This is a genomic window from Streptosporangium sp. NPDC000239, from assembly GCF_040300765.1.
Lineage (GTDB): Bacteria > Actinomycetota > Actinomycetes > Streptosporangiales > Streptosporangiaceae > Streptosporangium.
The window spans coordinates 115,624-136,443 of sequence record NZ_JBEPEI010000017.1; the positions used below are offsets into that span (position 1 = coordinate 115,624).

26 protein-coding genes and 1 tRNA gene are annotated in these 20,820 nt (G+C 69.7%); 14 read left to right on the forward strand and 13 right to left on the reverse strand.

Annotation, left to right across the window (positions count from 1 at the left end; genetic code table 11):
- Positions 1 to 35 precede the first annotated feature (35 nt).
- The 8 genes from ABT340_RS32320 to ABT340_RS32355 all read right to left on the reverse strand — a co-directional run bounded on the left by ABT340_RS32320 (position 36) and on the right by ABT340_RS32355 (position 5,073).
- Positions 36 to 368, reverse strand: coding sequence for a DUF2516 family protein (locus ABT340_RS32320; RefSeq protein WP_352014661.1), 333 nt, complete (start codon positions 366 to 368; stop codon positions 36 to 38).
- 277 nt (positions 369 to 645) lie between these two features.
- The gene (locus ABT340_RS32325) at positions 646 to 1,062 is read right to left on the reverse strand and encodes a hypothetical protein (protein ID WP_352014662.1); all 417 of its coding nucleotides are present in this window, start codon (positions 1,060 to 1,062) and stop codon (positions 646 to 648) included.
- 5 nt (positions 1,063 to 1,067) lie between these two features.
- Positions 1,068 to 1,574 carry a helix-turn-helix domain-containing protein gene (locus ABT340_RS32330; protein ID WP_352014663.1) on the reverse strand — a complete coding sequence of 169 codons (507 nt, stop codon included), beginning with the start codon at positions 1,572 to 1,574 and terminating at the stop codon, positions 1,068 to 1,070.
- A 59-nt stretch (positions 1,575 to 1,633) separates the two neighbouring features.
- Complete coding sequence (locus tag ABT340_RS32335) at positions 1,634 to 2,563, reverse strand: M56 family metallopeptidase (RefSeq protein ID WP_352014664.1); 930 nt, start codon at positions 2,561 to 2,563, stop codon at positions 1,634 to 1,636.
- Positions 2,560 to 2,916 (reverse strand): BlaI/MecI/CopY family transcriptional regulator, encoded by a 357-nt coding sequence (locus tag ABT340_RS32340; protein WP_184712514.1) that lies wholly within the window; start codon positions 2,914 to 2,916, stop codon positions 2,560 to 2,562. Before ABT340_RS32340 ends, ABT340_RS32335 begins: the two co-directional genes overlap by 4 nt.
- Positions 2,917 to 2,977: 61 nt before the next feature.
- Positions 2,978 to 3,499, reverse strand: a complete 522-nt coding sequence (locus ABT340_RS32345) for a GNAT family N-acetyltransferase (RefSeq protein WP_352014665.1) — start codon at positions 3,497 to 3,499, stop codon at positions 2,978 to 2,980.
- Between the two features lie 44 nt (positions 3,500 to 3,543).
- Positions 3,544 to 4,332 (reverse strand): class I SAM-dependent methyltransferase, encoded by a 789-nt coding sequence (locus ABT340_RS32350; protein ID WP_352014666.1) that lies wholly within the window; start codon positions 4,330 to 4,332, stop codon positions 3,544 to 3,546.
- A gap of 3 nt (positions 4,333 to 4,335) precedes the next feature.
- On the reverse strand, positions 4,336 to 5,073 hold the full coding sequence (locus ABT340_RS32355) for an SDR family NAD(P)-dependent oxidoreductase (RefSeq protein WP_352014667.1): 738 nt from the start codon (positions 5,071 to 5,073) through the stop codon (positions 4,336 to 4,338).
- 117 nt (positions 5,074 to 5,190) lie between these two features.
- On the opposite strand from ABT340_RS32355, the gene mshA reads away from it, so the two are divergent.
- From mshA to ABT340_RS32370, 3 genes are all read left to right on the forward strand, one after another.
- Positions 5,191 to 6,474, forward strand: coding sequence for a D-inositol-3-phosphate glycosyltransferase (mshA, locus tag ABT340_RS32360; protein WP_352014751.1), 1,284 nt, complete (start codon positions 5,191 to 5,193; stop codon positions 6,472 to 6,474).
- Between the two features lie 9 nt (positions 6,475 to 6,483).
- Positions 6,484 to 6,963, forward strand: coding sequence for a type III secretion system chaperone family protein (locus tag ABT340_RS32365; protein WP_352014668.1), 480 nt, complete (start codon positions 6,484 to 6,486; stop codon positions 6,961 to 6,963).
- Positions 6,964 to 7,047: 84 nt separating this feature from the next.
- On the forward strand, positions 7,048 to 7,791 hold the full coding sequence (locus ABT340_RS32370) for a phosphoglyceromutase (RefSeq protein WP_352014669.1): 744 nt from the start codon (positions 7,048 to 7,050) through the stop codon (positions 7,789 to 7,791).
- 91 nt (positions 7,792 to 7,882) lie between these two features.
- Here the strand turns inward: ABT340_RS32370 and phoU are convergent, their stop codons facing one another.
- A complete protein-coding gene (gene phoU, locus ABT340_RS32375; RefSeq protein WP_352014670.1) occupies positions 7,883 to 8,554 on the reverse strand; it encodes a phosphate signaling complex protein PhoU in 672 nt (223 codons plus the stop codon).
- Positions 8,555 to 8,713: 159 nt separating this feature from the next.
- Here phoU and ABT340_RS32380 point away from each other — a divergent pair, with 159 nt between their 5' ends.
- Both ABT340_RS32380 and ABT340_RS32385 read left to right on the forward strand, forming a co-directional pair.
- Positions 8,714 to 9,892 (forward strand): sensor histidine kinase, encoded by a 1,179-nt coding sequence (locus tag ABT340_RS32380; RefSeq protein WP_352014752.1) that lies wholly within the window; start codon positions 8,714 to 8,716, stop codon positions 9,890 to 9,892.
- The gene (locus ABT340_RS32385) at positions 9,889 to 10,578 is read left to right on the forward strand and encodes a response regulator (RefSeq protein WP_352014671.1); all 690 of its coding nucleotides are present in this window, start codon (positions 9,889 to 9,891) and stop codon (positions 10,576 to 10,578) included. The genes ABT340_RS32380 and ABT340_RS32385 overlap by 4 nt, the downstream gene beginning before the upstream one ends.
- A gap of 401 nt (positions 10,579 to 10,979) precedes the next feature.
- Here ABT340_RS32385 and ABT340_RS32390 read toward each other — a convergent pair whose 3' ends face one another.
- Positions 10,980 to 11,630, reverse strand: coding sequence for a copper chaperone PCu(A)C domain-containing protein (locus tag ABT340_RS32390; protein ID WP_352014672.1), 651 nt, complete (start codon positions 11,628 to 11,630; stop codon positions 10,980 to 10,982).
- Between the two features lie 262 nt (positions 11,631 to 11,892).
- Here ABT340_RS32390 and ABT340_RS32395 point away from each other — a divergent pair, with 262 nt between their 5' ends.
- From ABT340_RS32395 to ABT340_RS32410, 4 genes are all read left to right on the forward strand, one after another.
- Positions 11,893 to 12,375, forward strand: a complete 483-nt coding sequence (locus tag ABT340_RS32395) for a CarD family transcriptional regulator (protein WP_012887713.1) — start codon at positions 11,893 to 11,895, stop codon at positions 12,373 to 12,375.
- A 17-nt stretch (positions 12,376 to 12,392) separates the two neighbouring features.
- On the forward strand, positions 12,393 to 12,872 hold the full coding sequence (gene ispF / locus ABT340_RS32400; RefSeq protein WP_352014673.1) for a 2-C-methyl-D-erythritol 2,4-cyclodiphosphate synthase: 480 nt from the start codon (positions 12,393 to 12,395) through the stop codon (positions 12,870 to 12,872).
- A 166-nt stretch (positions 12,873 to 13,038) separates the two neighbouring features.
- Positions 13,039 to 13,305: a GlsB/YeaQ/YmgE family stress response membrane protein gene (locus ABT340_RS32405; RefSeq protein WP_352014674.1), complete on the forward strand. Its 267-nt coding sequence runs from the start codon at positions 13,039 to 13,041 to the stop codon at positions 13,303 to 13,305.
- Between the two features lie 93 nt (positions 13,306 to 13,398).
- The gene (locus tag ABT340_RS32410; RefSeq protein ID WP_352014675.1) at positions 13,399 to 13,665 is read left to right on the forward strand and encodes a GlsB/YeaQ/YmgE family stress response membrane protein; all 267 of its coding nucleotides are present in this window, start codon (positions 13,399 to 13,401) and stop codon (positions 13,663 to 13,665) included.
- A 97-nt stretch (positions 13,666 to 13,762) separates the two neighbouring features.
- Here the strand turns inward: ABT340_RS32410 and ABT340_RS32415 are convergent, their stop codons facing one another.
- Complete coding sequence (locus ABT340_RS32415) at positions 13,763 to 15,037, reverse strand: DUF2637 domain-containing protein (protein ID WP_352014676.1); 1,275 nt, start codon at positions 15,035 to 15,037, stop codon at positions 13,763 to 13,765.
- A 67-nt stretch (positions 15,038 to 15,104) separates the two neighbouring features.
- Between ABT340_RS32415 and ABT340_RS32420 the strand changes: the two genes are divergently transcribed.
- From ABT340_RS32420 to ABT340_RS32440, 5 genes are all read left to right on the forward strand, one after another.
- Complete coding sequence (locus tag ABT340_RS32420) at positions 15,105 to 15,494, forward strand: PPOX class F420-dependent oxidoreductase (protein ID WP_352014677.1); 390 nt, start codon at positions 15,105 to 15,107, stop codon at positions 15,492 to 15,494.
- 114 nt (positions 15,495 to 15,608) lie between these two features.
- On the forward strand, positions 15,609 to 17,006 hold the full coding sequence (gene cysS / locus ABT340_RS32425) for a cysteine--tRNA ligase (RefSeq protein ID WP_352014678.1): 1,398 nt from the start codon (positions 15,609 to 15,611) through the stop codon (positions 17,004 to 17,006).
- Between the two features lie 23 nt (positions 17,007 to 17,029).
- On the forward strand, positions 17,030 to 17,998 hold the full coding sequence (gene rlmB, locus ABT340_RS32430; protein WP_352014679.1) for a 23S rRNA (guanosine(2251)-2'-O)-methyltransferase RlmB: 969 nt from the start codon (positions 17,030 to 17,032) through the stop codon (positions 17,996 to 17,998).
- Positions 17,999 to 18,156: 158 nt separating this feature from the next.
- Positions 18,157 to 18,229: transfer RNA gene (locus ABT340_RS32435), tRNA-Thr, on the forward strand.
- 978 nt (positions 18,230 to 19,207) lie between these two features.
- Complete coding sequence (locus ABT340_RS32440; RefSeq protein WP_352014680.1) at positions 19,208 to 19,507, forward strand: hypothetical protein; 300 nt, start codon at positions 19,208 to 19,210, stop codon at positions 19,505 to 19,507.
- A 207-nt stretch (positions 19,508 to 19,714) separates the two neighbouring features.
- Here the strand turns inward: ABT340_RS32440 and ABT340_RS32445 are convergent, their stop codons facing one another.
- Positions 19,715 to 20,179 (reverse strand): hypothetical protein, encoded by a 465-nt coding sequence (locus ABT340_RS32445; RefSeq protein ID WP_352014681.1) that lies wholly within the window; start codon positions 20,177 to 20,179, stop codon positions 19,715 to 19,717.
- A gap of 106 nt (positions 20,180 to 20,285) precedes the next feature.
- Positions 20,286 to 20,723, reverse strand: coding sequence for a MarR family winged helix-turn-helix transcriptional regulator (locus ABT340_RS32450; RefSeq protein WP_352014682.1), 438 nt, complete (start codon positions 20,721 to 20,723; stop codon positions 20,286 to 20,288).
- Positions 20,724 to 20,820: the final 97 nt, after the last annotated feature.

The following is a 20,820-nucleotide window of genomic DNA, read 5'->3' on the forward strand; positions in this document are numbered from 1 at the left end:
GTCTACCCGGTCCGTACGACCGGGGGCAACAGGTTTCACCAGGGGCCGTAGGGGCCCTGGTTGCCGCCCTTGCCGATCTCGCTCACCGCGGGCTTCACGTCGGCCAGGTAGATCCCGGAGGCGACGACCGACGCGATGGCGAAGATGTTGAGCTGCCCGAGGCCGATCCCGAAGTAACCGACGGCGGAGGCGAAGGAGAACAGCGCCGCCAGCCCCAGGACGATCAGCCAGAACCTCTTGGACTGCTTGCCGGTCACGGCGAACGCGCGGACGGGGGTGCGCGTCGCGTGGAACAGCGCCCAGGCGGACATGCCGAAGGCGATGATGCTGAGAACCCAGAAGATGAGGTCCAGCCCTACGGAAATCATCGTCGTCACTCCACCGTGCTCGCCCTGCTGACAGCAACCACCCTAATGCCGGAAGTCTTCCCGCGGCGGGCCTCCTTCCGGGCGAACCGGCCGGGGTCTTTTCGTACGGCCCCGCACACCCGGAAACCTCGTACGGCCCCGCACCCGGAAACGGCCCGGGGTCTTCGTACGGCCCCGCACCCGCAGGCCCGTACCGAGAGACCCCGCACCCGGAACCGAGGGGCCGCCCCGGTGCGCCGGGGCGGCCCCTCGTGGGGTTCCAGGGAAGACCCCGAGGTCAGGACTTCGCCGACGAGCCGTTCCTGCTCTTCCTGGCGGGCTTGGCGGCCGTGGAGACCTGCTCAAGCTCGCGGGAGGCCTCGCCGCTCGCCTTGGAGACGACCTTGCGGCCCCGGGAGGCGAACTCCTCGTACAGCCTGGCGGCCCTGTCGCTGACCTGGTCGGCGTAGCCGCGGGCCCGGCCGGGGAACTCCCTGGCGTAGACCTCGGCCCTGTCGGCCAGCTCCCTCGCCTTCTCCGGCAGGTCCTTGGCGGCCTCCCTGGCGGCCTCGCGGATGTCCTCCTGGCGGCCCTGGATGCGCTGCAGGTGCTCGGGCAGTTCGCGGAGCTTCTCGACCGCGTAGTCGCCCGCGCCCGCGACGGCGTAGAACGGCTTGGTCTCGGCCAGTTTCTTCACTTCGGTGGCAAGAGTCATGGATGTTAACCTTCCTTGGATTCCGGTGTGACGTTCTGGCTGTCCACGGGGGCCGCGTAGGGCTTCAACGCGGCGAGATACCCCTCGGGCAGCGGATGCGCGTCGCCCCCTTGGGGCTCCGGTGCGGAAGGCGCGTTCTGGGAGGTCTGCGCTTCCTCATCCGGGGCCCCGACCCGGTTCTCCCGGCGGAACGACTCGTAGATGTCGATCAGCACCTGGCGCTGACGTTCGGTGATGAGATGGTCTGCCCTGATCGCGGCAAGCACGTCGCTGTCCGGCTCGCGCTCCTCGATGAGACCGGCCTGGACGTACAGGGCCTGCGAGGAGATGTGCAGTCCCTTGGCGATCTGGTTGAGGATCTCCGCACTCGGTTTGCGCAGTCCTCGCTCGATCTGGCTGAGATAGGGGTTGGAGACCCCCGCCGCCGCCGCGAGCTGGCGCAGCGAGATCTTCGCGTGGGTGCGCTGCTCCCGGATGTACTCGCCGATCGAGCCGACCTTCGGTAGTGCCATGCCGGCAGTCTACCCCCGATGCTTGCAATTGCAAACGCGGTGGCTAACAGTTGCAAGCGTCAGTGGGGGATCAGCCAGAGCAACGGAGCCGAGGCCGTCAGGGTGACGGAGAAGGCGACGATGGCGTAACGGATCTGCCTGGGAAGGTCGGGGCCGGGGCTGACCAGGCGTTCGACCCGGGCCATCACCGCGGATCCCGCCGTCTCCGAGACGCCGAGGGCGCCCTGCGGGGTCGGGGCGGCGCCCGCCGTACCGAAACGGAGCAGGGCGGTGGCCAGGCGGCGTGGCGAGCAGTAGCGGCGGGCGACGTCGTCGGCGGCCATCTCGACCAGCAGGCCGACCTCGCTCTGCACCCTGCCGACGACCCGTGACCAGGGCAGCGCCCTGTGCAGCGCGGCGAACGGCAGCAGCACCAGGTCGTGGCGCTCGCGGACGTGCGCGGCCTCGTGGGCGAGCACCGCGGTCAGCTCGGCGGGGGACAGCAGCCTGAGTGTCCCCTCGCTGACCACGACCTCGGAGCGCAGGCCGGGGACGCAGTAGGCGGCCGGGCCCGGGTGGTCGACGACCCTGACCCCGGGGACCTCGGGGTCCTCACGGGCGACCAGGGCCAGCAGCGTGCGGTGCCTGCGCCGGGCGCGGAGCGTCTGCGCGCCCGCGGTGAGCAGCACGACGACCAGGATGGTCAGCGCGGTCAGACCGGCGATGAGGGCGAGGATTCTCGGCAGCGTGAAGGACTCGGCGGGGCCGTAGCCCCCGTTCGTCGCCGAGACGACGAAGGCGCCCAGCCCCTGAAGCACGCCCTGCCCGTAGGGTTCGAGGGCGTAGGAGAGAAGCGCTCCCGTCCCGGCCAGACCCCAGGTGACCCCGAGCGCCTGCCACAGGACGATGGCCACGTGCGGGGCGCGGTAGGTCCACCGTGCCCGCGTGAACCGCCAGGCTCCGACCGCGCAGACCAGGGCGAGGGTCGCCAGGGCTGCCGCGGTGATCACTCGTCCTCCAGCTCCGTCAACGCTTTGAGCAGGATCTCGGCCTCGCTGCCCGAGACGGCCTGGGCGAACCGGGTGAGGGCGGCGGACCGGTCTCCGGTCAGGTCCAACGCCTCAAGCATAAGCTCAGCGACGTACGCGTCACGGCTCTCGGCCGGTTCGTAGCGCCAGGCCCGCCCGTCCCGGGTCCGCTGCAGGAACCCTTTGCGGGTCAGCCGGTCGAGCACGGTCATCACCGTGGTCGGCGCGAGGTCGCGATCGGCGATCAGACGCCCTACCTCCCGCGCCGTCACGGGGGATGACTGCGCCCAGATGATGTCCATGATGCTGCGTTCAAGCTCGCCCAGACCCTTCACACAACCAAGCCTAACTCCCGCACCACGAGGGGTAGTACTACGGGTTGTCGAGTGATTTCCGTCACAGCTGAAGAACCATGTAGATCTCGTCGCGGTCGTCCCCGTCGGACAGCCGGATGGCGCCGGGGACCCGGCCGACCTCCGTGTAGCCGAACCGCGCGTAGAAGGCCTCGGTCCCGGTGCCGCCGCGCACCGTCAGGTGCAGCGCCTCGGCCTCCAGACCACGGGCCGCCTCCTCGGCCGCGCGCATGAGCAGCGCGCCGTACCCGCGGCCCTGGTGCTTGGGGTGGACCATCACGCGCAGCACCCAGCGCCAGTGCGCGCGCAGCCGGGATCCGGCGTCGGCCAGGACCAGCCAGCACGCCACCCGCCCGTCCTCGTCGAAACCGGCGAGAAGATGGTCGGGGCCGTCCGCGCCGCAGCGGGCGAAGGTCGGCAGGGCCAGCTCGCGGACCTCGGCGGCGGTGACCGGCGGCACGAAGCCGACCGCCCCGCCCGCGTTGCTCACCTCGGTCCAGCACTCGATCAGTTCGTCGACGAGCTCCCCGGTCAGTTCGGGATCTGTCACGAAACGAGGGGACATGCCGACGACCCTAACCGCCGCTTCGGGGCCCCGGGCGCGCGGGGTCAGCGGTCCAGGGCGGACCAGGGGAGAGTGAGTTCGCCGAGCCGCCAGCGGGCCCGGCCGCCCAGCGGAGGGCACGTCGCGACCGGCCAGGTCCGCGCCAGCGTCCGTGCCGTGGCGATCCACCGCTGGCGGAAGCCGTAGGCCCCCAGGGGGGCGTTGACCGCCCAGGCGTGGTCGAAATCACGCAGGAAGGCGTGGATCGGCTCGCCGGGGACGTTGCGGTGGATCAGCGTCTTGGGCAGCCGCTCGGCCAGGTCGGAGGGGCGTTCGAACCCGCCGAACCGGGCCGAGAAGGTCAGCGTCCTGGGGCCCGTGGCGTCGAGCCCGGCCCACACGGCCCGGTGGCCGACCTCCGAGCAGGTGCCCTCGACGATCACCCCGTCGGGGGCGATCCGCCGGCGGAGCATCGCCCAGTACTCCCACGCCTCGGCCTCGCCGTACTGTCTGAGCACGTTGAAGGCCCTGACCAGGGTCGGCGGCCTGCCCACAGGCAGCTCGAAGCCGCCGAGCACGAAGGACAACCCCTCCCGCCCGTACGGCCTGGCCGCCGCGACCCTGGCCGGGTCGATCTCGACGCCGACGACCTCGACCGAGGGACAGACCCTCCGCAGCCGCGAGAACAGTTCGAGGGTCGTGGTGTGCGAGGCGCCGTAGCCCAGGTCGACCACCAGGGGACGTTCCACCGAGCGCAGCAGGCGGCCGTGCACGGCGACCACCCAGCGGTCGGCCCGCCTGAGCCGGTTGTGGCCCGTCGTGCCCCTGGTGATCTCCCCGATCGGCTTCGGCACGGCTCAGACGCGGTGGATCTTGTGCTGGGCGGCCTGCGCGCGGGGACGGATGACCAGGCGGTCCACGTTCACGTGCGCGGGCCTGGTCACGCACCAGGCGATGGCGTCGGCCACGTCGTCGGCCGTCAGCGGGTCGGGAACGCCCTGGTAGACGCGGTCCGCCGCGGCGGAGTCACCGCGGAAGCGGTTGAGGGAGAACTCCTCGGTGTGCACCATGCCGGGGGCGACCTCGACGACCCTGACCGGTTCGCCGCACAGTTCGAGCCTGAGCACCTCGGTCATCGCGGTCTGCGCGTGCTTGGCCGCGTTGTAGCCGCCACCGCCCTCGTAGGAGACCAGCCCGGCGACCGAGGTCAACATGACCAGCACACCGTCGCCAGAGGCGACCAGCCGGGGCAGCAGGGCCTTGGTGAGCCGCAGCGAGCCGAGCACGTTCGTGTCGTACATCCGCTGCCAGTCGGCCACGTCGCCGTTCGCCACGGTCTCAAGGCCGATCGCCCCGCCCGCGTTGTTGACCAGCACGTCACAGCGCTCCAACGAGGCCGCCAGGGCGTCTACCGACTCCTGGGAGGTGACGTCGAGGGTCACGGCGCGGACGCCGGGCACCTCGGCGGCCAGTTTGTCGAGCCGGTCCCGGCGCCGCGCCGCGGCCACCACGTCGAATCCCTCGGCGGCCAGCCGGCGGGCGGTCGCCTCGCCGATCCCGCTGCTGGCGCCCGTAACCACTGCTGTCCTGTCCATGACCCCCCATCCTGCCAGGACACCGGGCCACGACGGCACCGCCTCCCAAGCCCCCGGGGGGGCGGGAATGACGCGAACTATTGGGTGGTTATATCCCTCTCGGAGGTGGTGCCGGTGATGCGGCGGGGTAGACGACGGGTCAGCCGGGTCGCGACGATCAGCATGCACACGTCCCCGCTTGACCAGCCGGGGACCGGGGACGCGGGCGGCATGAACGTCTACGTCGTCGAAGTGGCCAAACGCCTGGCGGGACTGGGCGTCGAAGTGGAGATCTTCACCAGGCAGACCGCGCGTGACCTGCCTCCGGTCGCCGAGATCGTCCCGGGGGTATCGGTCCGTCACATCACGGCGGGGCCGTACGAGGAACTGGACAAGGGCGACCTGCCCGGCCAGCTCTGCGGCTTCCTGTCCGGCGTGCTGCGCACCGAGGCGATGTACGAGCCGGGCCGCTACGACGTCATCCACTCCCACTACTGGCTGTCCGGGCAGGTGGGCTGGCTGGCCAAGGAGCGCTGGGGCGTCCCCCTGGTGCACACCATGCACACCATGGCCAAGGTGAAGAACCTCCTGCTCGCCGACGACGACAACCCGGAACCCCAGATCCGGGTCGCCGGTGAGCAGCAGGTCGTGGACATCGCCGACCGCCTGGTCGCCAACACCCCCACCGAGGCCAGGGAACTGGTCGAGCTGTACGGCGCCGCCCCCGGCCGCGTCGAGGTCGTCAGCCCCGGGGTGAACCTCACCGTCTTCCAGCCCGCCTCCCAGAGCGCGGCCAGGCACCGCCTCGGGCTGCCCGACGACGCGCACGTGCTGCTCTTCGTCGGCAGGGTGCAGCCGCTCAAGGCCCCCGACGTGCTGCTGCGCGCCGCCGCCCTGATGCTCGCCGAGGACCCGGCCCTCAGGTCGCGGCTGGTCGTCGCCTGCGTCGGCGGCCCCAGCGGCAACGGGCTCGCCCGGCCGTCCTACCTGACCGAGGTGGCCGCCTCGCTGGGCATCTCCGACGTGGTCAGGATCGTGCCGCCCGCTCCGCAGCACGAACTGGCCGACTGGTACCGCGCCGCCGACGTGACCGTGGTCCCCTCGCACAGCGAGTCCTTCGGGCTCGTCGCCCTGGAGTCCCAGGCGTGCGGGACACCGGTCGCCGCCGCCTCGGTCGGCGGGTTGCGCACCGCCGTACGGGACGGGGTCTCCGGGGTGCTCGTCGAGGGGCACGACCCGCACGACTGGGCCAGGGTGCTCAGCCGGTTCGTGCACCAGCCCGCCTGGCGCGACGCCCTGGCCGCGGGGGCGGTGACCCAGGCGGCCTCCTTCGGCTGGTCGGCGACCGCCTCAAGGCTCGCCGACGTCTACGCGCGGGCCATGACGCACCTGAGCGAGGTGCCGGTCGCGGCGGGCTCGTAGGGTGGGCGCATGCGTGAGGTGATCGAGGCGGCGCTGCGGGCCGCCGAGGCGTCCTTCGAGGAGCCCAGGCCGGGCGCCTTCCTGGTACGGCTCCCCGGCCAGCACAAACTCGCGACCATGACCTGGCTCATCGTCGGCGACCACGTCCTGCACGTGGAGGCGTTCTTCTGCCGTCAGCCCGACGAGAACCACGCCGAGTTCTACCGCTGGCTGCTGACCAAGAACGGCTCGACGTACGGCGTGCACTTCGCCCTGGACCCGGTCGGCGACGTCTACCTCGTCGGCCGCGTCCCGCTGGCCGCGGTCTCCGACGAGGAGATCGACCGGGTGCTCGGCTGCGTGCTCACCTACGCCGACGAGGGCTTCGACCGGGCGCTCGAACTCGGCTTCGCCTCCTCCATCCGCAGGGAGTGGGAGTGGCGGGCCAAACGCGGCGAGTCGCTCGCCAACCTCCAGGCCTTCGCCAGGTTCGCCGACCCCGCCCGCTGACCCGCCGTACCGGGGCCGTGCCGGGTGTCTCGCCTGTTGAGCGTCCCCGGGGAGGCGCCGAGGGGCCCCACTAAGCTTGGCCGCATGGCGACATTGGTGCTGCTTCGGCATGGTGAGAGTGAGTGGAACGCTAAGGGCCTGTTCACCGGATGGGTGGACGCCGGGCTCTCCGCCAAGGGCGAGGAGGAGGCACGGCGCGGCGGGCGGCTGCTGAACGACGCGGGGGTGCGGCCGGACGTGGTCCACACCTCGGTGCTGACCCGCGCGATCCAGACGGCCAACTTCGCGCTCGGCGCCGCCGACCTGCTGTGGCTGCCGGTCGTCAGGTCCTGGCGGCTCAACGAGCGTCACTACGGCGCGCTGCAGGGTAAGGACAAGGCACAGACCCGCGCCGAGTTCGGCGACGAGCAGTTCATGCTCTGGCGCCGCTCCTACGACACCCCGCCGCCCCCGATCGCCGACGACGACGAGTTCTCCCAGGCGGGCGACGCCCGGTACGCGCTGCTTCCCGGTGAACTGCTGCCGAAGACCGAGTGCCTCAAGGACGTCGTCGAGCGCATGCTGCCGTACTGGTACGACGCGATCGTGCCCGACCTGGCCTCGGGAAGGACCGTCCTCGTCGTGGCGCACGGCAACTCGCTCAGGGCGCTGGTCAAGCACCTGGACAAGATCGGCGACGACGAGATCGCGGGACTCAACATCCCCACCGGCATCCCGCTCGTCTACGACCTGGACGAGAACTTCACCCCGGTGACCAGGGGAGGCCGCTACCTCGACCCCGATGCCGCGAAGGCGGCGATCGAAGCCGTGGCCAACCAGGGCAGGTAACCCCCGGACAACCTCGGACACGTCGAAGGGGCCCGCCGGTCGGCGGGCCCCTTTCGCGTTGCCTGCGGCCTTGGACGGGCCTGAACGGGGTCTAGGCGAGGTCTGCGAGGTCGGCGGCGTCGGGCGACCGGGTGCCGGTCACCAGGTACACCACGTCGCGGGCGACGCGCACCGCGTGGTCGGCGTAACGCTCGTAGTAACGCCCGATCAACGTCACGTCGATGGCGGGCTCGACGCCGTGCTTCCAGTCGGGGGCCATCAGGACCTTGAACAGCCTGCGGTGCAGTTTGTCCATCGCGTCGTCGTCGTCCTCAAGCTCAAGGGCGGCGTCCACATCGCGGGAGGCGATGCAGCTGCCGGCCTTGGTGACCAGGCGCTCGGCGATCTGGCCCATCTCAACGATCGTGGCGCGAACCTCCGCCGGGATCGCCGACTCGGGGTGCCGCAGCCGCGCCACCTTGGCCACGTGCTCGGCCAGGTCGCCCATCCGTTCGAGGTCGGTACCCATACGCAGCGCCGCGATGACCACCCGCAGGTCGACGGCCACCGGTTGCTGGGTGGCCATCAGGCCGAAGATCGAGGCCTCGATCTCGGAGAAGATCCGGTCGACCTCCTCGTCTTGGGAGATCACGCTCTCGGCGAGTTGAAGATCGGAGTCCAGGAGTGCGGTGGTGGCCCGGGAGATCGCCGACCTCACGAGTCGGGTCATCTCCACCAGCCGGCCCGTGAGGGCGTCGAGCTCATCATGGTAGGCGTCGCGCATGGCCCTCACCGTATGTGTGTAACAGTGAACGAACCTCGACCGTAAAGTGAACTTTGCGGGAAAGGCCTTGGTCATGCCCTCATGAGCTGCCCCAATGGGGAAAGCCCCGCCTACCATCAAGGACGTTGAAGCGGACAGGAGGAGCATGTGAGTGAACTGATGGCGAGTCTGGCCGCCCTGGCCGGGTTCGTCGTGGGGGCGCTGGCCGTGATGGTCGTCCGTCAGAACGTGGGGCGGGGAGCTCCCACGACGTCGGACTCACCCGAGCCCGCCACGCTGCCGCAGGGCGTCGCCTCGGTGCTGGCTGTCCTGCCGTCGTCGGCGGTCGTGCTCGACAAGGAGGACCGGGTGCTGCGGGCCAGTTCCGCCGCGCGGGCGTTCGGCCTGGTGAGGGGCGAGAACCTGATGGCGGCCGAACTGCTCGCGCTGGCCAGGCAGGTGCGCAGGGACGGCGAGATCCGCGAGAGCGAGATCGAGGTCGCCGGCCACAAGTTCGGCCAGGACTCGACGAGCTTCGCCGTACGGGTGGCCCCGCTCGGGTCGCACGGGCAGGTGCTGGTGCTGGCCGAGGACCAGACCGAGCACCGCAGGGTCGAGGCCGTACGGCGTGACTTCGTCGCCAACGTCAGCCACGAGCTCAAGACGCCGGTCGGCGCGCTCTCGCTGCTCGCGGAGACCATCCAGGACGCCGCGGACGACCCCGAGGCCGTCACCCGGTTCGCCGGGCGCATGCAGCACGAGGCCGCCCGGCTCACCTACCTCGTCCAGGACCTCATCACCCTGTCCCGCATCCAGGGGGCCGAACCCATCCCCACCCCGGGCCCCGTCCCCGTGGACGAGGTCGTGCACGAGGCCATCGACCGCTGCAACACCACGGCCGCGGCCAAGGACATCACCCTCGTCGCGGGAGGCGCGGAGGGGCTGCGCATATGGGGCGACGACGACCTCCTCGTCACCGCGCTGCGCAACCTCATCGACAACGCCGTCGCCTACAGTCCCGAGCACACCCGCGTCGTGGTCAGCGCGCGGACCGCCGGGCCGCACAGCGACTCGATCGAGATAAGCGTCAGCGACCAGGGCATCGGCATCCCGGAGAGCGCCCAGGAGCGGATCTTCGAGCGGTTCTTCCGCGTGGACGCCGCCCGTTCACGCGCGACCGGAGGCACGGGCCTGGGCCTGGCCATCGTCAAACACGTCGCCGCCGCCCACAACGGCACGGTGACGGTGTGGAGCAAGGAAGGGTCGGGCTCCACCTTCACACTTCGCCTGCCCGCCTTCGGCGGCGCGGCGGCTGCCGTACCCGGTAACACCACCATCCCCTTGGAGGCCGCGCAGTGACTCGCGTGCTTGTTGTCGAGGACGAGGAGTCCTTCTCGGACGCCCTGTCGTACATGCTGCGCAAGGAGGGCTTCGAGGTCGCGGTCGCGGCCACGGGCCCCGAGGCGCTGGACACCTTCGACCGCAACGGCGCGGACCTGGTGCTGCTCGACCTGATGCTGCCGGGACTGCCCGGCACGGAGGTCTGCCGTTCCCTCCGTCAGCGTTCCAACGTCCCGGTGATCATGCTCACCGCCAAGGACAGTGAGATCGACAAGGTCGTCGGGCTGGAACTCGGCGCCGACGACTACGTGACCAAGCCGTTCTCCTCAAGGGAGCTGGTCGCCCGCATCCGCGCGGTACTGCGCCGCCAGGGCGACGTCGAGGAGCTCGAATCGGCCGTCCTGTCGGCCGGTCCCGTCAGGATGGACGTGGACCGCCACATCGTCGCCGTCCGCGGCGACCAGGTGCAGCTCCCGCTGAAGGAGTTCGAGCTGCTGGAGGTCCTGCTGCGCAACGCGGGCCGGGTGCTCACCAGAGGCCAGCTCATCGACCGCGTCTGGGGCGCCGACTACGTCGGTGACACCAAGACCCTGGACGTACACGTGAAGCGCCTGCGCGCCAAGGTGGAGGCCGACCCCTCCAACCCCCGCTGCATCCTCACCGTACGGGGCCTCGGCTACAAGTTCGACCCCGCCGAGGATTAACCAAAAATTCGGAAAGGGGCGCAACCCGTTTGGGTTGCGCCCCTTTCCGAATTTATCGTTATATTCCCAGGCCTCGAACGCTGAGCGTTTTCCACCCCGTGCTTTACCGGCGCCAAACAGAAGAGTTTCACTCTTGTGCTTTACCGGCCCTCGGCGTGAGGAGTTTCGGCTTGGGCGCGTCGGTGCTTGGACCGAGGAACGCAGGAGCGAAGCGACGGAGTGACGAGGGAAAGCACCGACCCGAGGCGCCCAAGCCCACGACGCCGTCAGGCGGAGCAAAGAGACAGGTTCGGGCGCGCCGGCGCTTGGACCGAGGAACGCAGGAGCGAAGCGACGGAGTGACGAGGGAAAGCGTCGGCTCGAAGCGCCCGAACCCGCGACGCCGAAGGCGTCGCAAAGAGTCAGGGCGCGCTGGTGGCCGGAGCCGTGGGCTCGGCAGGATCGCTGGGGTCCGCGGGTGCGGCGTCGGTCGCGCCGGCCGAGGGACTCGTGCTCGGCGAGGGGCTCGCACTGGCTGAGGGGCTCGCGCCGGCGGTCGAGGCGGGCGCCTGCGGCAGGTCGGCGAACTCGCGGCTGCGGGTGATGACCGGGACCGTCAGGGTGATGACGCCCGCTCTGGCGAACTGCAGCTGCACCGGGATGCTCTCGCCGCCGCTGAGCGGCTTCTTGAGGCCCTCGATCATGATCGTCGGGGTCGGCTTGCCGACGTTGACGCGCTGCTGGACGGGCAGGTTCACCGGGGAGACGACCTTGGCGGTGCCGAAGGCGGGGTCGACGCCGAGGCCCATGAGCTGGTCGGCCTCCTTGGTGGTGTTCAGCAGCGACAGGTAGAGCGGCGTGGCGCCGCCCTCGGCCAGCTTCGAGCCGGAGTCGGGGCCCAGGAAGAACGCCTGGGAGACGGCGATGCCCTTGACCTGGACGCTGAGGGCCTCGGTCGGGGTGTAGGGCATGCTGGTGATCGCGTCCGACCCGGCACCGCAGCCGGCCAGGACCGGGGCGGCTGCGAGGAACGCGGCGGCGGCGATCGCCCAGTGACGGCTGTTGCGGGTCACGGTGCGGGTACTCCTTGTCAAACACGAGGCTATGGCAGAGCCAACCCTATCCGTGGACTTCGCCAGGTTTTCCGCCGACCCGCCCCATCGTGGGGAGGTGTGGTCCGCAGGTCGTGGAGGCCTTTCACAGCGCTGATTCACAGAGTCGAACACTTGTCAAGCCTTAATATGCGGCTTTGACCTGCAGTTATGGTGATTTCACTGTTCCGGGAGGCTGTGGATACGTGGTACTCTTGAGTACAGCGGAAGGGGTACTTGTCACATGACTTTCCAGGTCGGCGACACTGTCGTCTACCCCCACCACGGGGCTGCTCGGATCGAGGCCATCACGACCCGAACCATCAAGGGTGAGGAAAGGACCTACCTGGTTCTCAAGGTCGACAAGGGCGACCTTACCGTCCAGGTGCCGGCTGACAACGCCGAACTCGTCGGTGTTCGCGATGTCGTCGGCCAGGAGGGCCTTGAGCGCGTCTTCGACGTGCTTCGCATGCCTCACACCGAAGAGCCCACCAACTGGTCCCGCCGCTACAAGGCCAACCTGGAGAAGTTGGCGTCCGGTGACGTCAACAAGGTGGCCGAGGTCGTTCGCGACCTGTGGCGGCGTGACAAGGAGCGCGGGCTCTCCGCAGGAGAGAAGCGTATGCTCGCCAAGGCGAGGCAGATCCTGGTAAGCGAGCTCGCGCTCGCCGAGAAGACCAACGAAGACAAGGCCGAGGCCCTGCTCGACGAGGTTCTCAACTCCTGAACACAACATTTCCACGGGTGGGCGTCGGGGTCGACGTCCACCCGTTCGCATCGGGCCGCGAGTTGCACCTCGCGGGACTTCACTGGCCAGGCGAAACCGGTCTGGCCGGGCACTCGGACGGCGACGCCGCGGCTCACGCCGCCTGCGACGCGTTGCTGTCGGCCGCGGGCCTGGGCGACATCGGCGGTCTCTTCGGCACCGCGGATCCTCGCTGGGCGGGCGCCTCCGGCGTCGCCCTCCTTCAGGAGACCGCGAGGCAGGTGCGCGCGGCGGGCTTCGAGATCGGCAACGTGGCCGTCCAGATCGTGGGGAACCGTCCCAAGCTGGCGCCACGCCGTACGGAGGCTGAGAGGGCGCTCAGCGCCGCCGTGGGGGCATCGGTGAGCGTCAGTGCCACCACCACCGACGGCCTCGGGCTGACGGGGCGTGGCGAGGGCGTCGCGGCCATCGCGACCGCGATAGTGGTCAACCACTCTCCGGAGCCGGGCGTCTCCTGATACGGAGCGCGAAAGCGTTCCGGCGGGTGGCGCGTGAAGACCCGTCGCCGCATTCGAGGTGGCCCGTTTACTGGCGCGGTACGGGCCACCTTCTTTTCCGGAATGATCGGCGAATGTCCTGGGTAACCCCTTATTAACCATGTCTCGTCATCGGGGGGAGCCGGACATGATTGGCTCGATCATCGCCGCGATCGTCATTGGTGCCATCATCGGTGCCCTCGCCCGTCTGATAGTTCCCGGGCGGCAGAACCTGTCGATAGGTCTGACGCTCATCGTGGGTATCGTCGCGGCACTCATCGGCACCGCCATCGCGGCGGCGCTCGGACTGACCCACACCAGGGGCATCAACTGGTGGGAGCACATCATCCAGCTCGCGCTCGCGGTGATCGGAGTGCTGCTGGTGGTTCAGATGCAGGCGAGGAAGACGCACTGAGCCGGAATTTTGCCGTTCCCAGGAATATCCGTGACGTAGGGGGTAGCCGATCTCCCGTGAGCGTGAAGGTCACCTCACTGGGAGGTTCACGATATGACCATCGCATCCATTCTCGGGGCCATCGTCATCGGCGCCGTCGTCGGCGCCCTGGGTCGTCTCCTGCTTCCCGGTAGACAGCCGATCGGATGGGTCCTGACCGTCGTGGTCGGCATCGTCGCCGCGCTGATCGGCACAGCCATCGCCCAGGTGCTCGGGGTGGCGACCACGAACGGGATCGACTGGATCGAACTCGTCATGCAGGTCGTCCTCGCCGCCGTAGGCGTCGGCCTGGTCGCGAGCATGAGGCGATCCAGGGTCTGACCCGCGCGGGGACGACACCGTCCGCGTCAACGCGGCCCCCAGACCGGGCCGGCTCCTCCAAGGCCCCGGAGCCGGCCCGATTCGCCTGTTCCCGAAGCTATTCCTGCGGCGGGACGGGAGTGCTGCGCATCCGCCCGGAGGGCGGCGCGGCGCTCTCCTCGCCGGGCACGACCTCCAGGTCGGGCATCGTGGTGTCCAGGTCGTCGTCATCGACGACGGTCGCACGCCGCCTCCTGGCGCCGCCGGGCTCATCCGGTTCGTTGGTCGCCGCGGCCATCGGCTGGGTGTCCTCGCCCGGATCCTCGTCGCCGGGCCGCTCGTCCTCCTCTGTGGCCTTCCCCGTGGCCTTTCCTGTGGTCTCCTCCGGAGCCTTCTCGGAAGCCTTCTCCGGGGCCTGGCCGGGGTGCTCGGCCTCCCAGGTCTCGACCCGCTCGCTGACCCGCCCTCCGGGCTCCTCCTGTACGGCGGAGCGCGGCGGGTGGACGAGCTGGTCGCCGGGGTGAGGCCGTACCAGATCGCCCCAGCGGAGCGGCCTGTCCGGGTCGGCCTCCGCGCGGGGGGCGGGAACCGGATCGGGGGTTTCCGGCGCGGTGGGGACCTCGGGAGTCTCCGGGGCGGCCGTCGGGCCGACGACCGGGTCGGAGGCGGGAGGCGCGGCGGACGGGGTGTGGTGCGGCGCCGGATCAAGAGGGGGAGCGGCCTGCGGGTCGAGCACCACCTCGGAAGGCCGGTGGTGCACCGGCTCCTCGTGCCACCCCGGGTGGTCCCGATGCTCCGGCCGGGCGAGTGGGACGGGGTACTCGGCGGTCGGCAGGTCTCCGTCGGGGAAGGGCACGATGTCGCCGGCACCGCTCTCCGGCGTCGTGTCCACGGCGTTCGCCGCCGCCCGTCTGGCCGCCGCGTGGTTGATCAGCAGCAGCCAGAGCCACAGGGCGAGCAACAGCGCCACCCAGGGGAAGACGGCCACGACCACCGCGGCACGCCGTACGTCGACCGTGGCCCGTACGGCGGTGGCCGTCTCGGCCGCAACCGCGCCCGCGAAGAGCAGGACCAGGACCACGCCCGCCTGCAGCCGGATCGGCCAGCGCGCGCCCCGCAGCAGGGGCAGGGCGATCAGCGCGACGGCCAGCAGCGCGTCGAAGGCGGCGGGATAGAGGTAGGCGAGGTCCGCGGGGGCCTCACCGGTGATCGCGAGGGCCCGCAGGTCCTCGAAGGAGAGCACACACGCCGCCGCGGCGAGCGCGGCGACACCGACACCGACCAGGGCGATCCCGGTACGGCGCAGCGCGACGGCGGTCCTGCTCGGCTGGGCGGGCGGGATCGAGGACGGGCGGGAGGCGGGGCCTGCCGCCGCGGGGGATTTCACGTCCATGGCGCTCCGAGCCTACAGAATCGACACCTGGCATGATCTGTGCATCGAAGCACGACAAGGAGGAAAGTTGTCCGAACTATCCGATGGCGTGCGGGCGCTCTTCGACGCGGCGAACTTCGCCACCGTGACGAGTCTGAACGAGGACGGCAGCCCACAGGCCAGCGTGATCTGGGTGAAGACCGACGGTGACGACATCGTGTTCTCCACGGTCAGGGGGCGGCGCAAGGACCGTAACTTCGCCCGCGACCCCAGGACCGCCGTCGTGGTGATCGACCACGCCAACCCCTACCGCTACGCGGAGGTGCGCGGGAGGGTCACGGTGACGGAGGACCCGACGGGCTCTCTCATCCAGGAGCTGGCGCACAAATACACCGGCAAGGCCTGGGAGGAATCTCGTCCTGACACGCAGCGGCTGATCGTCCGAGTGATCCCGGAAAAGGTGCATCTGCACGGGTGACCGGGGAATGCGTGGGGCGACATTCGCCCTCGTTGCCATAAAAAGTGCCGTCGCTAAGCCCCAACGTCTCGTAACACGGCTTGTGAGGTGAGGTAAGGCGTTAGCCTTTCCTCCGTGAGCCTGCACCTATACGACACCAGCGCACGTACGGTCCGCGAGTTCGTTCCGGTCGAATCCGGCCGGGCGTCGATCTACCTGTGTGGTGCCACCGTGCAGGCTCCTCCGCACATCGGGCACATCCGCTCCGGCGTCAACTTCGACGTGCTGCGCCGGTGGATGATCCGGTCGGGGTACGACGTCACGTTCTGCCGCAACGTCACCGACATCGATGACAAGATCATCAGGGTCGCGGCCGCCGAGGGCGTGCCGTGGTTCGTCATCGCCGAGCGCAACCAGCGCGCCTTCACCTGGGCCTACCAGGTGCTGGGCTGCCTGCCGCCGACCGTCGAGCCCAGGGCGACCGGCCACGTGCCGGAGATGATCGAGCTGATGGAGCGGCTCATCGCCGCCGGCCACGCCTACGCCTCGAACGGAGACGTCTACTTCGACGTCGTCTCCTACGCCGACCGGTACGGCTCGCTGTCCAACCAGCGCCTGGAGAACATGTGGGCGGCCGGTGACACCGACACCGACTCCGCCAAGCGCGACCCGCGCGACTTCGCGCTGTGGAAGGGCGAGAAGCCCGGCGAGCCGACCTGGCCGACCCCCTGGGGGCGCGGCCGTCCCGGCTGGCACCTGGAGTGCTCCGCCATGGCGACCAAGTATCTCGGCCCGACCTTCGACATCCACGGCGGCGGCGTCGACCTGATCTTCCCGCACCACGAGAACGAGCTGACCCAGTCGCAGGCGGCCGGGGACGGCTTCGCCCGCTACTGGATGCACAACGGGATGCTCAAGATCGGCGCGGAGAAGATGAGCAAGTCGCTCGGCAACTCCCTGCTGATCCCCGAGGTGACCAAGAAGGTCCGCCCGGTCGAGCTGCGTTACTACCTGGCCGCCCCGCACTACCGTTCCGCGATCGAATACTCCGAGGAGGCGCTGGCCGAGGCCGCCGCCGCCTACCAGCGCATCGAGGGGTTCGTCACCAGGGCGGCCGAGGTGATCCACGACGTGGACGCCCACGCGCCGCTGCCCCAGGCGTTCGCCGACGCGCTCGACGACGACCTGGGCACCCCGCAGGCGCTGGCGGTCGTGCACGAGGTGGTCAAGGAGGGCAACGTCGCCCTGGCCCAGGGCAACAAGGAGCAGGTGGCCAGGCTCCTGGCCGAGACGCAGAACATGCTCGACGTGCTCGGTCTCGACCCGCGCTCCGAGCAGTGGCGCTCCTCCGGCGACGACTCCGGCCTGCGTACGACCGTGGACGCGCTGGTCAGGGTGGCCCTTGAGCAGCGTCAGGCGGCCAGGGCCCGTAAGGACTTCGTGGCGGCCGACGGCATCCGTGACCAGTTGGCCCAGGCGGGCATCCTCGTCGAGGACACCCCCCAGGGACCGCGCTGGGAACTTTCCCGGTAGACGCAGGCCATACCCTAGACACCATGGCTGCTGGCGGTAGAGGGTCCGGACGACCCGCGAAGAAGAAGAGTCCGACCAAGGGCACGGGCGGTAACAAGCGCCGAAGCCTTGAGGGCAAGGGGGCGACCCCGCCGGCGCACATGAGGCACTGGCACAAGGACAAGGCCAGGGCCGAGCGGGTCGAGCGGGAGGAGCGCACCGGCAGGACCACCTCCCAGCGCCCGCAGACGCGTGCCAGGCGCAGCGAGGACGCCCCCGAGTACATCGGCGGGCGCAACCCCGTCCTGGAGGCGCTACGCGCTGGTGTGCCCGCCTCCGCCATGTATGTCGCCCTGCGCATCGACAACGACGACCGCGTCAAGGAGGCCGTACGGCTCGCCGCCGAGCGGGGCATCGCGCTGCTTGAGGTCGGCAGGGAGAAGCTGGACCGGCTCACCGAAGGCGGCATCCACCAGGGCGTCGCCCTGCAGATCCCGCCGTACGAGTACGCCCACCCCGACGACCTCGTGCGCATCGCCCAGGAGGCCGGGGAGGTGCCGCTGATCGTCGCGCTCGACGGTGTCACCGACCCGCGTAACCTCGGCGCCATCGCCCGTTCGGCCACCGCCTTCGGCGCCCACGGCCTGCTGGTTCCCTCCCGCCGCTCGGCCGGGGTCACCGGAGGGGCCTGGAAGACCTCGGCGGGCACGCTGGCCACCCTGACCGTCGCCCGGGCCTCCAACCTGACCTCCGCCCTGCGGGAGTACCGCGAGGCGGGCCTGTTCGTCGTCGGCCTCGACGGCGAGGGCAGCGTTGACCTGGAGAAGGCCAACCTCCTCGACGGTCCCCTGGTCGTCGTGGTCGGCTCGGAGGGCAAGGGCCTGTCCCGCCTGGTCGCCGAGTCCTGCGACCTGGTGGTGCGCATTCCCATGCACGCCGCCGCCGAGTCGCTCAACGCGGGTGTCGCCGCGGGCATCGCCCTGTACGAGGTGGCCCGCCACCGCCGCCGCTGACCTTTCCCGGCGGGGTGGCGTCCGCCCGTCCTGTACCGCCCCGGCTGTCTCTTGGCCGCCGCAGTCTCGCGGCGGCCCGGCTGTACGGAAATCGGCGTTTCGGGGGCTCCGTCGGTGACGTCCACGGTGCGGGCCGACTACACTCATCAGTTGACCATGCCGACGTAGCTCAATCGGCAGAGCAACAGTCTTGTAAACTGTAGGTCAGGGGTTCGATTCCCCTCGTCGGCTCGTGAAGCAAAGGCCCAGGTCAGGGACATGTCCCTGACCTGGGCCTTTGTCATTTCTGGTTCTTCCCTCGGCCGTGTGTCACCTACGTGCCCCTAGCTCTCGATCTTCGTTTTCCGTCTCACCTGTTCTCGTACGGCTCGGCGAGCTCCGAAGCCGGAGGGAAGCGCCCATGCGACGACCGGTCCAATACAGGAGGATCGTGAACATGGTCCAGGATCCCGACGGTCTTGGCGAGGGGATCACCTGTCGTTCCGGAGTGTCCGGCGCCTTTGACCTGGTACGGATTCTGTGGATCGGCTCGTCCTTCACCGCCGTGTCACGTGTTTGACTTAGTTGCTGCTTCGCCTGTCTCCTTGGCCACGGCCTTTCGACGTCTGCGCTCGGTGAGGACCGCGCCGAAGCCGCTGATCCAACCCAACAGCACCGTGTAGCCGATGACGCTCTGCCAGTTGAAGACTGTGTCCAGGGGCCAAAGGTCGTGGTTGTGGAACCAAAGAGCGAGGAGGCTTGCGAGGAAACCTCCCACGGCTCCTTGCAAGAGGCCACGAAGGCCTACCCGCCATAAGGGTGCCTGCCCGCCCTGCATGTTCAGCCTTTTCTGTCTCCGACAGAGAACCTGCCTTGTAATGATCACGCTACCCAAGCCGGGGTCATACGTGACCTCGGCAGGCCGCGTACCAAGACTTTGTAACCTCAGTCAGGGTTCGGTTCCCTTGTAGTCCCCCAGGTATCCGAGGCTCTTTCTTTTTCCCGAAACCGCCGTGATGGGGAGGCGCGGGGTTACTCGTCCGCGCCGATGAAGGGACCCGCCCACACCGGTTGTGGACCGGGCCGAGTGGAGGAGGCGGGGGTGGCCTGAAGGGTCGTGTGGGCGGAGGTGACGGCGCCCTTACCGAAACACTGGGCGATCGATCGACTACTTTTGGTCATGGCTGGTTATGTTCCGTGAGGTCATCCACCTCACGGAAGGACCATCTCGTGCGCCTGACCCGCCCTCCGTTCACCACCGCCCTGGCCACCGTCGTCGCCGCCACGGCCGTGGTCGTGGTTCCGTCCGGCTCGGCCTGGGCGGCGAAGGGCACGCTGTGGATCAACGGCCGTCGCCACCACAACCCCAGCGGCTGCTACACCGTCATGGGGCGGCTCTCGGCGACCAACCGGACCAACACGGCGGCCATCCTCTACAGAGGAGACAGGTGCAACAGCCGGATACTCGGTGCTCTCGGGCCCGAGCAGCGCAACACGTGGGAGTTCATCGGCAGCGTCTCCATCCAGTAGCCGGGAGTCGGTGACGCGTGCCGTAGCCGCCGTTCGGTCAGCGTGCGGGGGCGGCCCGGCCGGCGGGAACCACACCGGTTCCACTTCCGGAGCCTTCGGCGTATCGGGCGGGCTCGGGGGCGGAGGCTTCGGTCACGCCCGGCCTGGGGAGGGACTCGTCGGGATCGCTCCTTCCTGCCCGACGCGGGATGCCGAGAGGCGCACGGCTCATGCTTCGGATCCGGGGCGGACGATCATCATGATCACGACGACCGCCCAGATCAGGTTGTACAGCCCGGCGAGCATGGACAGTCTGCGCAGTGGTGCGGCCGGGCCGGGGGTGTCGAGTGCCGCACGTTGGCGCGGGACGATCTGGGTGACCAGCAGGCCCGCCGCTCCTGCGGTGAGGACCATCGACAGGATGATCCAGATCTCTCCCGTCCGGCCCTGCACGGCTGCGAGGACGAGACCGGCCACGGGAACGGCGAGAGCGGCCACGGCGTAGCCCCGGGTGATGCGGTGCATCGCGGTCGCGACAGCGGGGCTGCGTTCTCCCTGGTCGGATGGGGCGTCTGGGGGAACGGCCGCGGCGAGAGGCGCGTAGCGGGGGAACAGGCTCGTCGCGACGGCGGAGCCGCCGACGAACACGATGGCGGCCAGGACATGTACCACCAGCAGAACGTCTTCCAGCACGGATGTCTCCCTTCGACCTTCAGGTTGGCTGAAGCCTAGACCATGCTTCAGTCAGCCTGAAAGATGGGGTTCGCAGACGTACGGCGGTCAGGCCGCCGAGGAGGGATCAGCCGGCGGTACGGAAGGCGGCCCGGATGGCCTCGCCCACCCGTCGGCGCGTCGGATCGGAGTCCGGGCCGAACAGGTGCTCGTCCACCTGGTCCGCCGCTTCCTGTGCCGCTCGTAGCAGGCGCGCGCCCTCGGCTGTCACCTCGATGACCGACGCGGAGCCGGCGCGGGCACTGCTGTCGCGCACCAGTCCCGCTCGTTCCAGCGTCTTCACCGCCGTGTGCACGCTCTGCACGGTGATCCCCGACATGCGTGCCAGGTCGCTGAACGACACCCCGGGCACGGCCTTGATGTGCGCCAGCAGCCCCAGCCTGCTCACCGTCAGATCCAACGGCGCCAGAGCCCTGTTCAGCTCCGCCTCGACCTGGTGCGCCAACGTCAGGACCACGATCGAGACGTTGGTCACGGGCGGCGCGGGACGGGAGGTCTCAGACACCGTTCCAGTGTCCCCGGTCGGGCAGGTACTTCGCACGGACATGGGGACACCGCCACCGTGTCGGAACGGCCTGGCCGCGGGCCGTCGTGAGCGAAGG

Bases quoted from the DNA above. Each gene is read 5' to 3' on its own strand.
- ABT340_RS32355 (WP_352014667.1), bottom strand. From the start codon at position 5,073: ATGGACAGGACAGCAGTGGTTACGGGCGCCAGCAGCGGGATCGGCGAG.
- ABT340_RS32365 (WP_352014668.1), top strand. From the start codon at position 6,484: ATGCGTGAGGTGATCGAGGCGGCGCTGCGGGCCGCCGAGGCGTCCTTC.
- ABT340_RS32405 (WP_352014674.1), top strand. From the start codon at position 13,039: ATGATTGGCTCGATCATCGCCGCGATCGTCATTGGTGCCATCATCGGT.
- ABT340_RS32415 (WP_352014676.1), bottom strand. From the start codon at position 15,037: ATGGACGTGAAATCCCCCGCGGCGGCAGGCCCCGCCTCCCGCCCGTCC.
- rlmB (WP_352014679.1), top strand. From the start codon at position 17,030: ATGGCTGCTGGCGGTAGAGGGTCCGGACGACCCGCGAAGAAGAAGAGT.
- ABT340_RS32325 (WP_352014662.1), bottom strand. From the start codon at position 1,062: ATGACTCTTGCCACCGAAGTGAAGAAACTGGCCGAGACCAAGCCGTTC.
- ABT340_RS32320 (WP_352014661.1), bottom strand. From the start codon at position 368: ATGATTTCCGTAGGGCTGGACCTCATCTTCTGGGTTCTCAGCATCATC.
- ABT340_RS32395 (WP_012887713.1), top strand. From the start codon at position 11,893: ATGACTTTCCAGGTCGGCGACACTGTCGTCTACCCCCACCACGGGGCT.
- ABT340_RS32380 (WP_352014752.1), top strand. From the start codon at position 8,714: ATGGCGAGTCTGGCCGCCCTGGCCGGGTTCGTCGTGGGGGCGCTGGCC.
- ABT340_RS32370 (WP_352014669.1), top strand. From the start codon at position 7,048: ATGGCGACATTGGTGCTGCTTCGGCATGGTGAGAGTGAGTGGAACGCT.
- phoU (WP_352014670.1), bottom strand. From the start codon at position 8,554: ATGCGCGACGCCTACCATGATGAGCTCGACGCCCTCACGGGCCGGCTG.
- ABT340_RS32345 (WP_352014665.1), bottom strand. From the start codon at position 3,499: ATGTCCCCTCGTTTCGTGACAGATCCCGAACTGACCGGGGAGCTCGTC.
- mshA (WP_352014751.1), top strand. From the start codon at position 5,191: ATGCGGCGGGGTAGACGACGGGTCAGCCGGGTCGCGACGATCAGCATG.
- ABT340_RS32410 (WP_352014675.1), top strand. From the start codon at position 13,399: ATGACCATCGCATCCATTCTCGGGGCCATCGTCATCGGCGCCGTCGTC.
- ABT340_RS32330 (WP_352014663.1), bottom strand. From the start codon at position 1,574: ATGGCACTACCGAAGGTCGGCTCGATCGGCGAGTACATCCGGGAGCAG.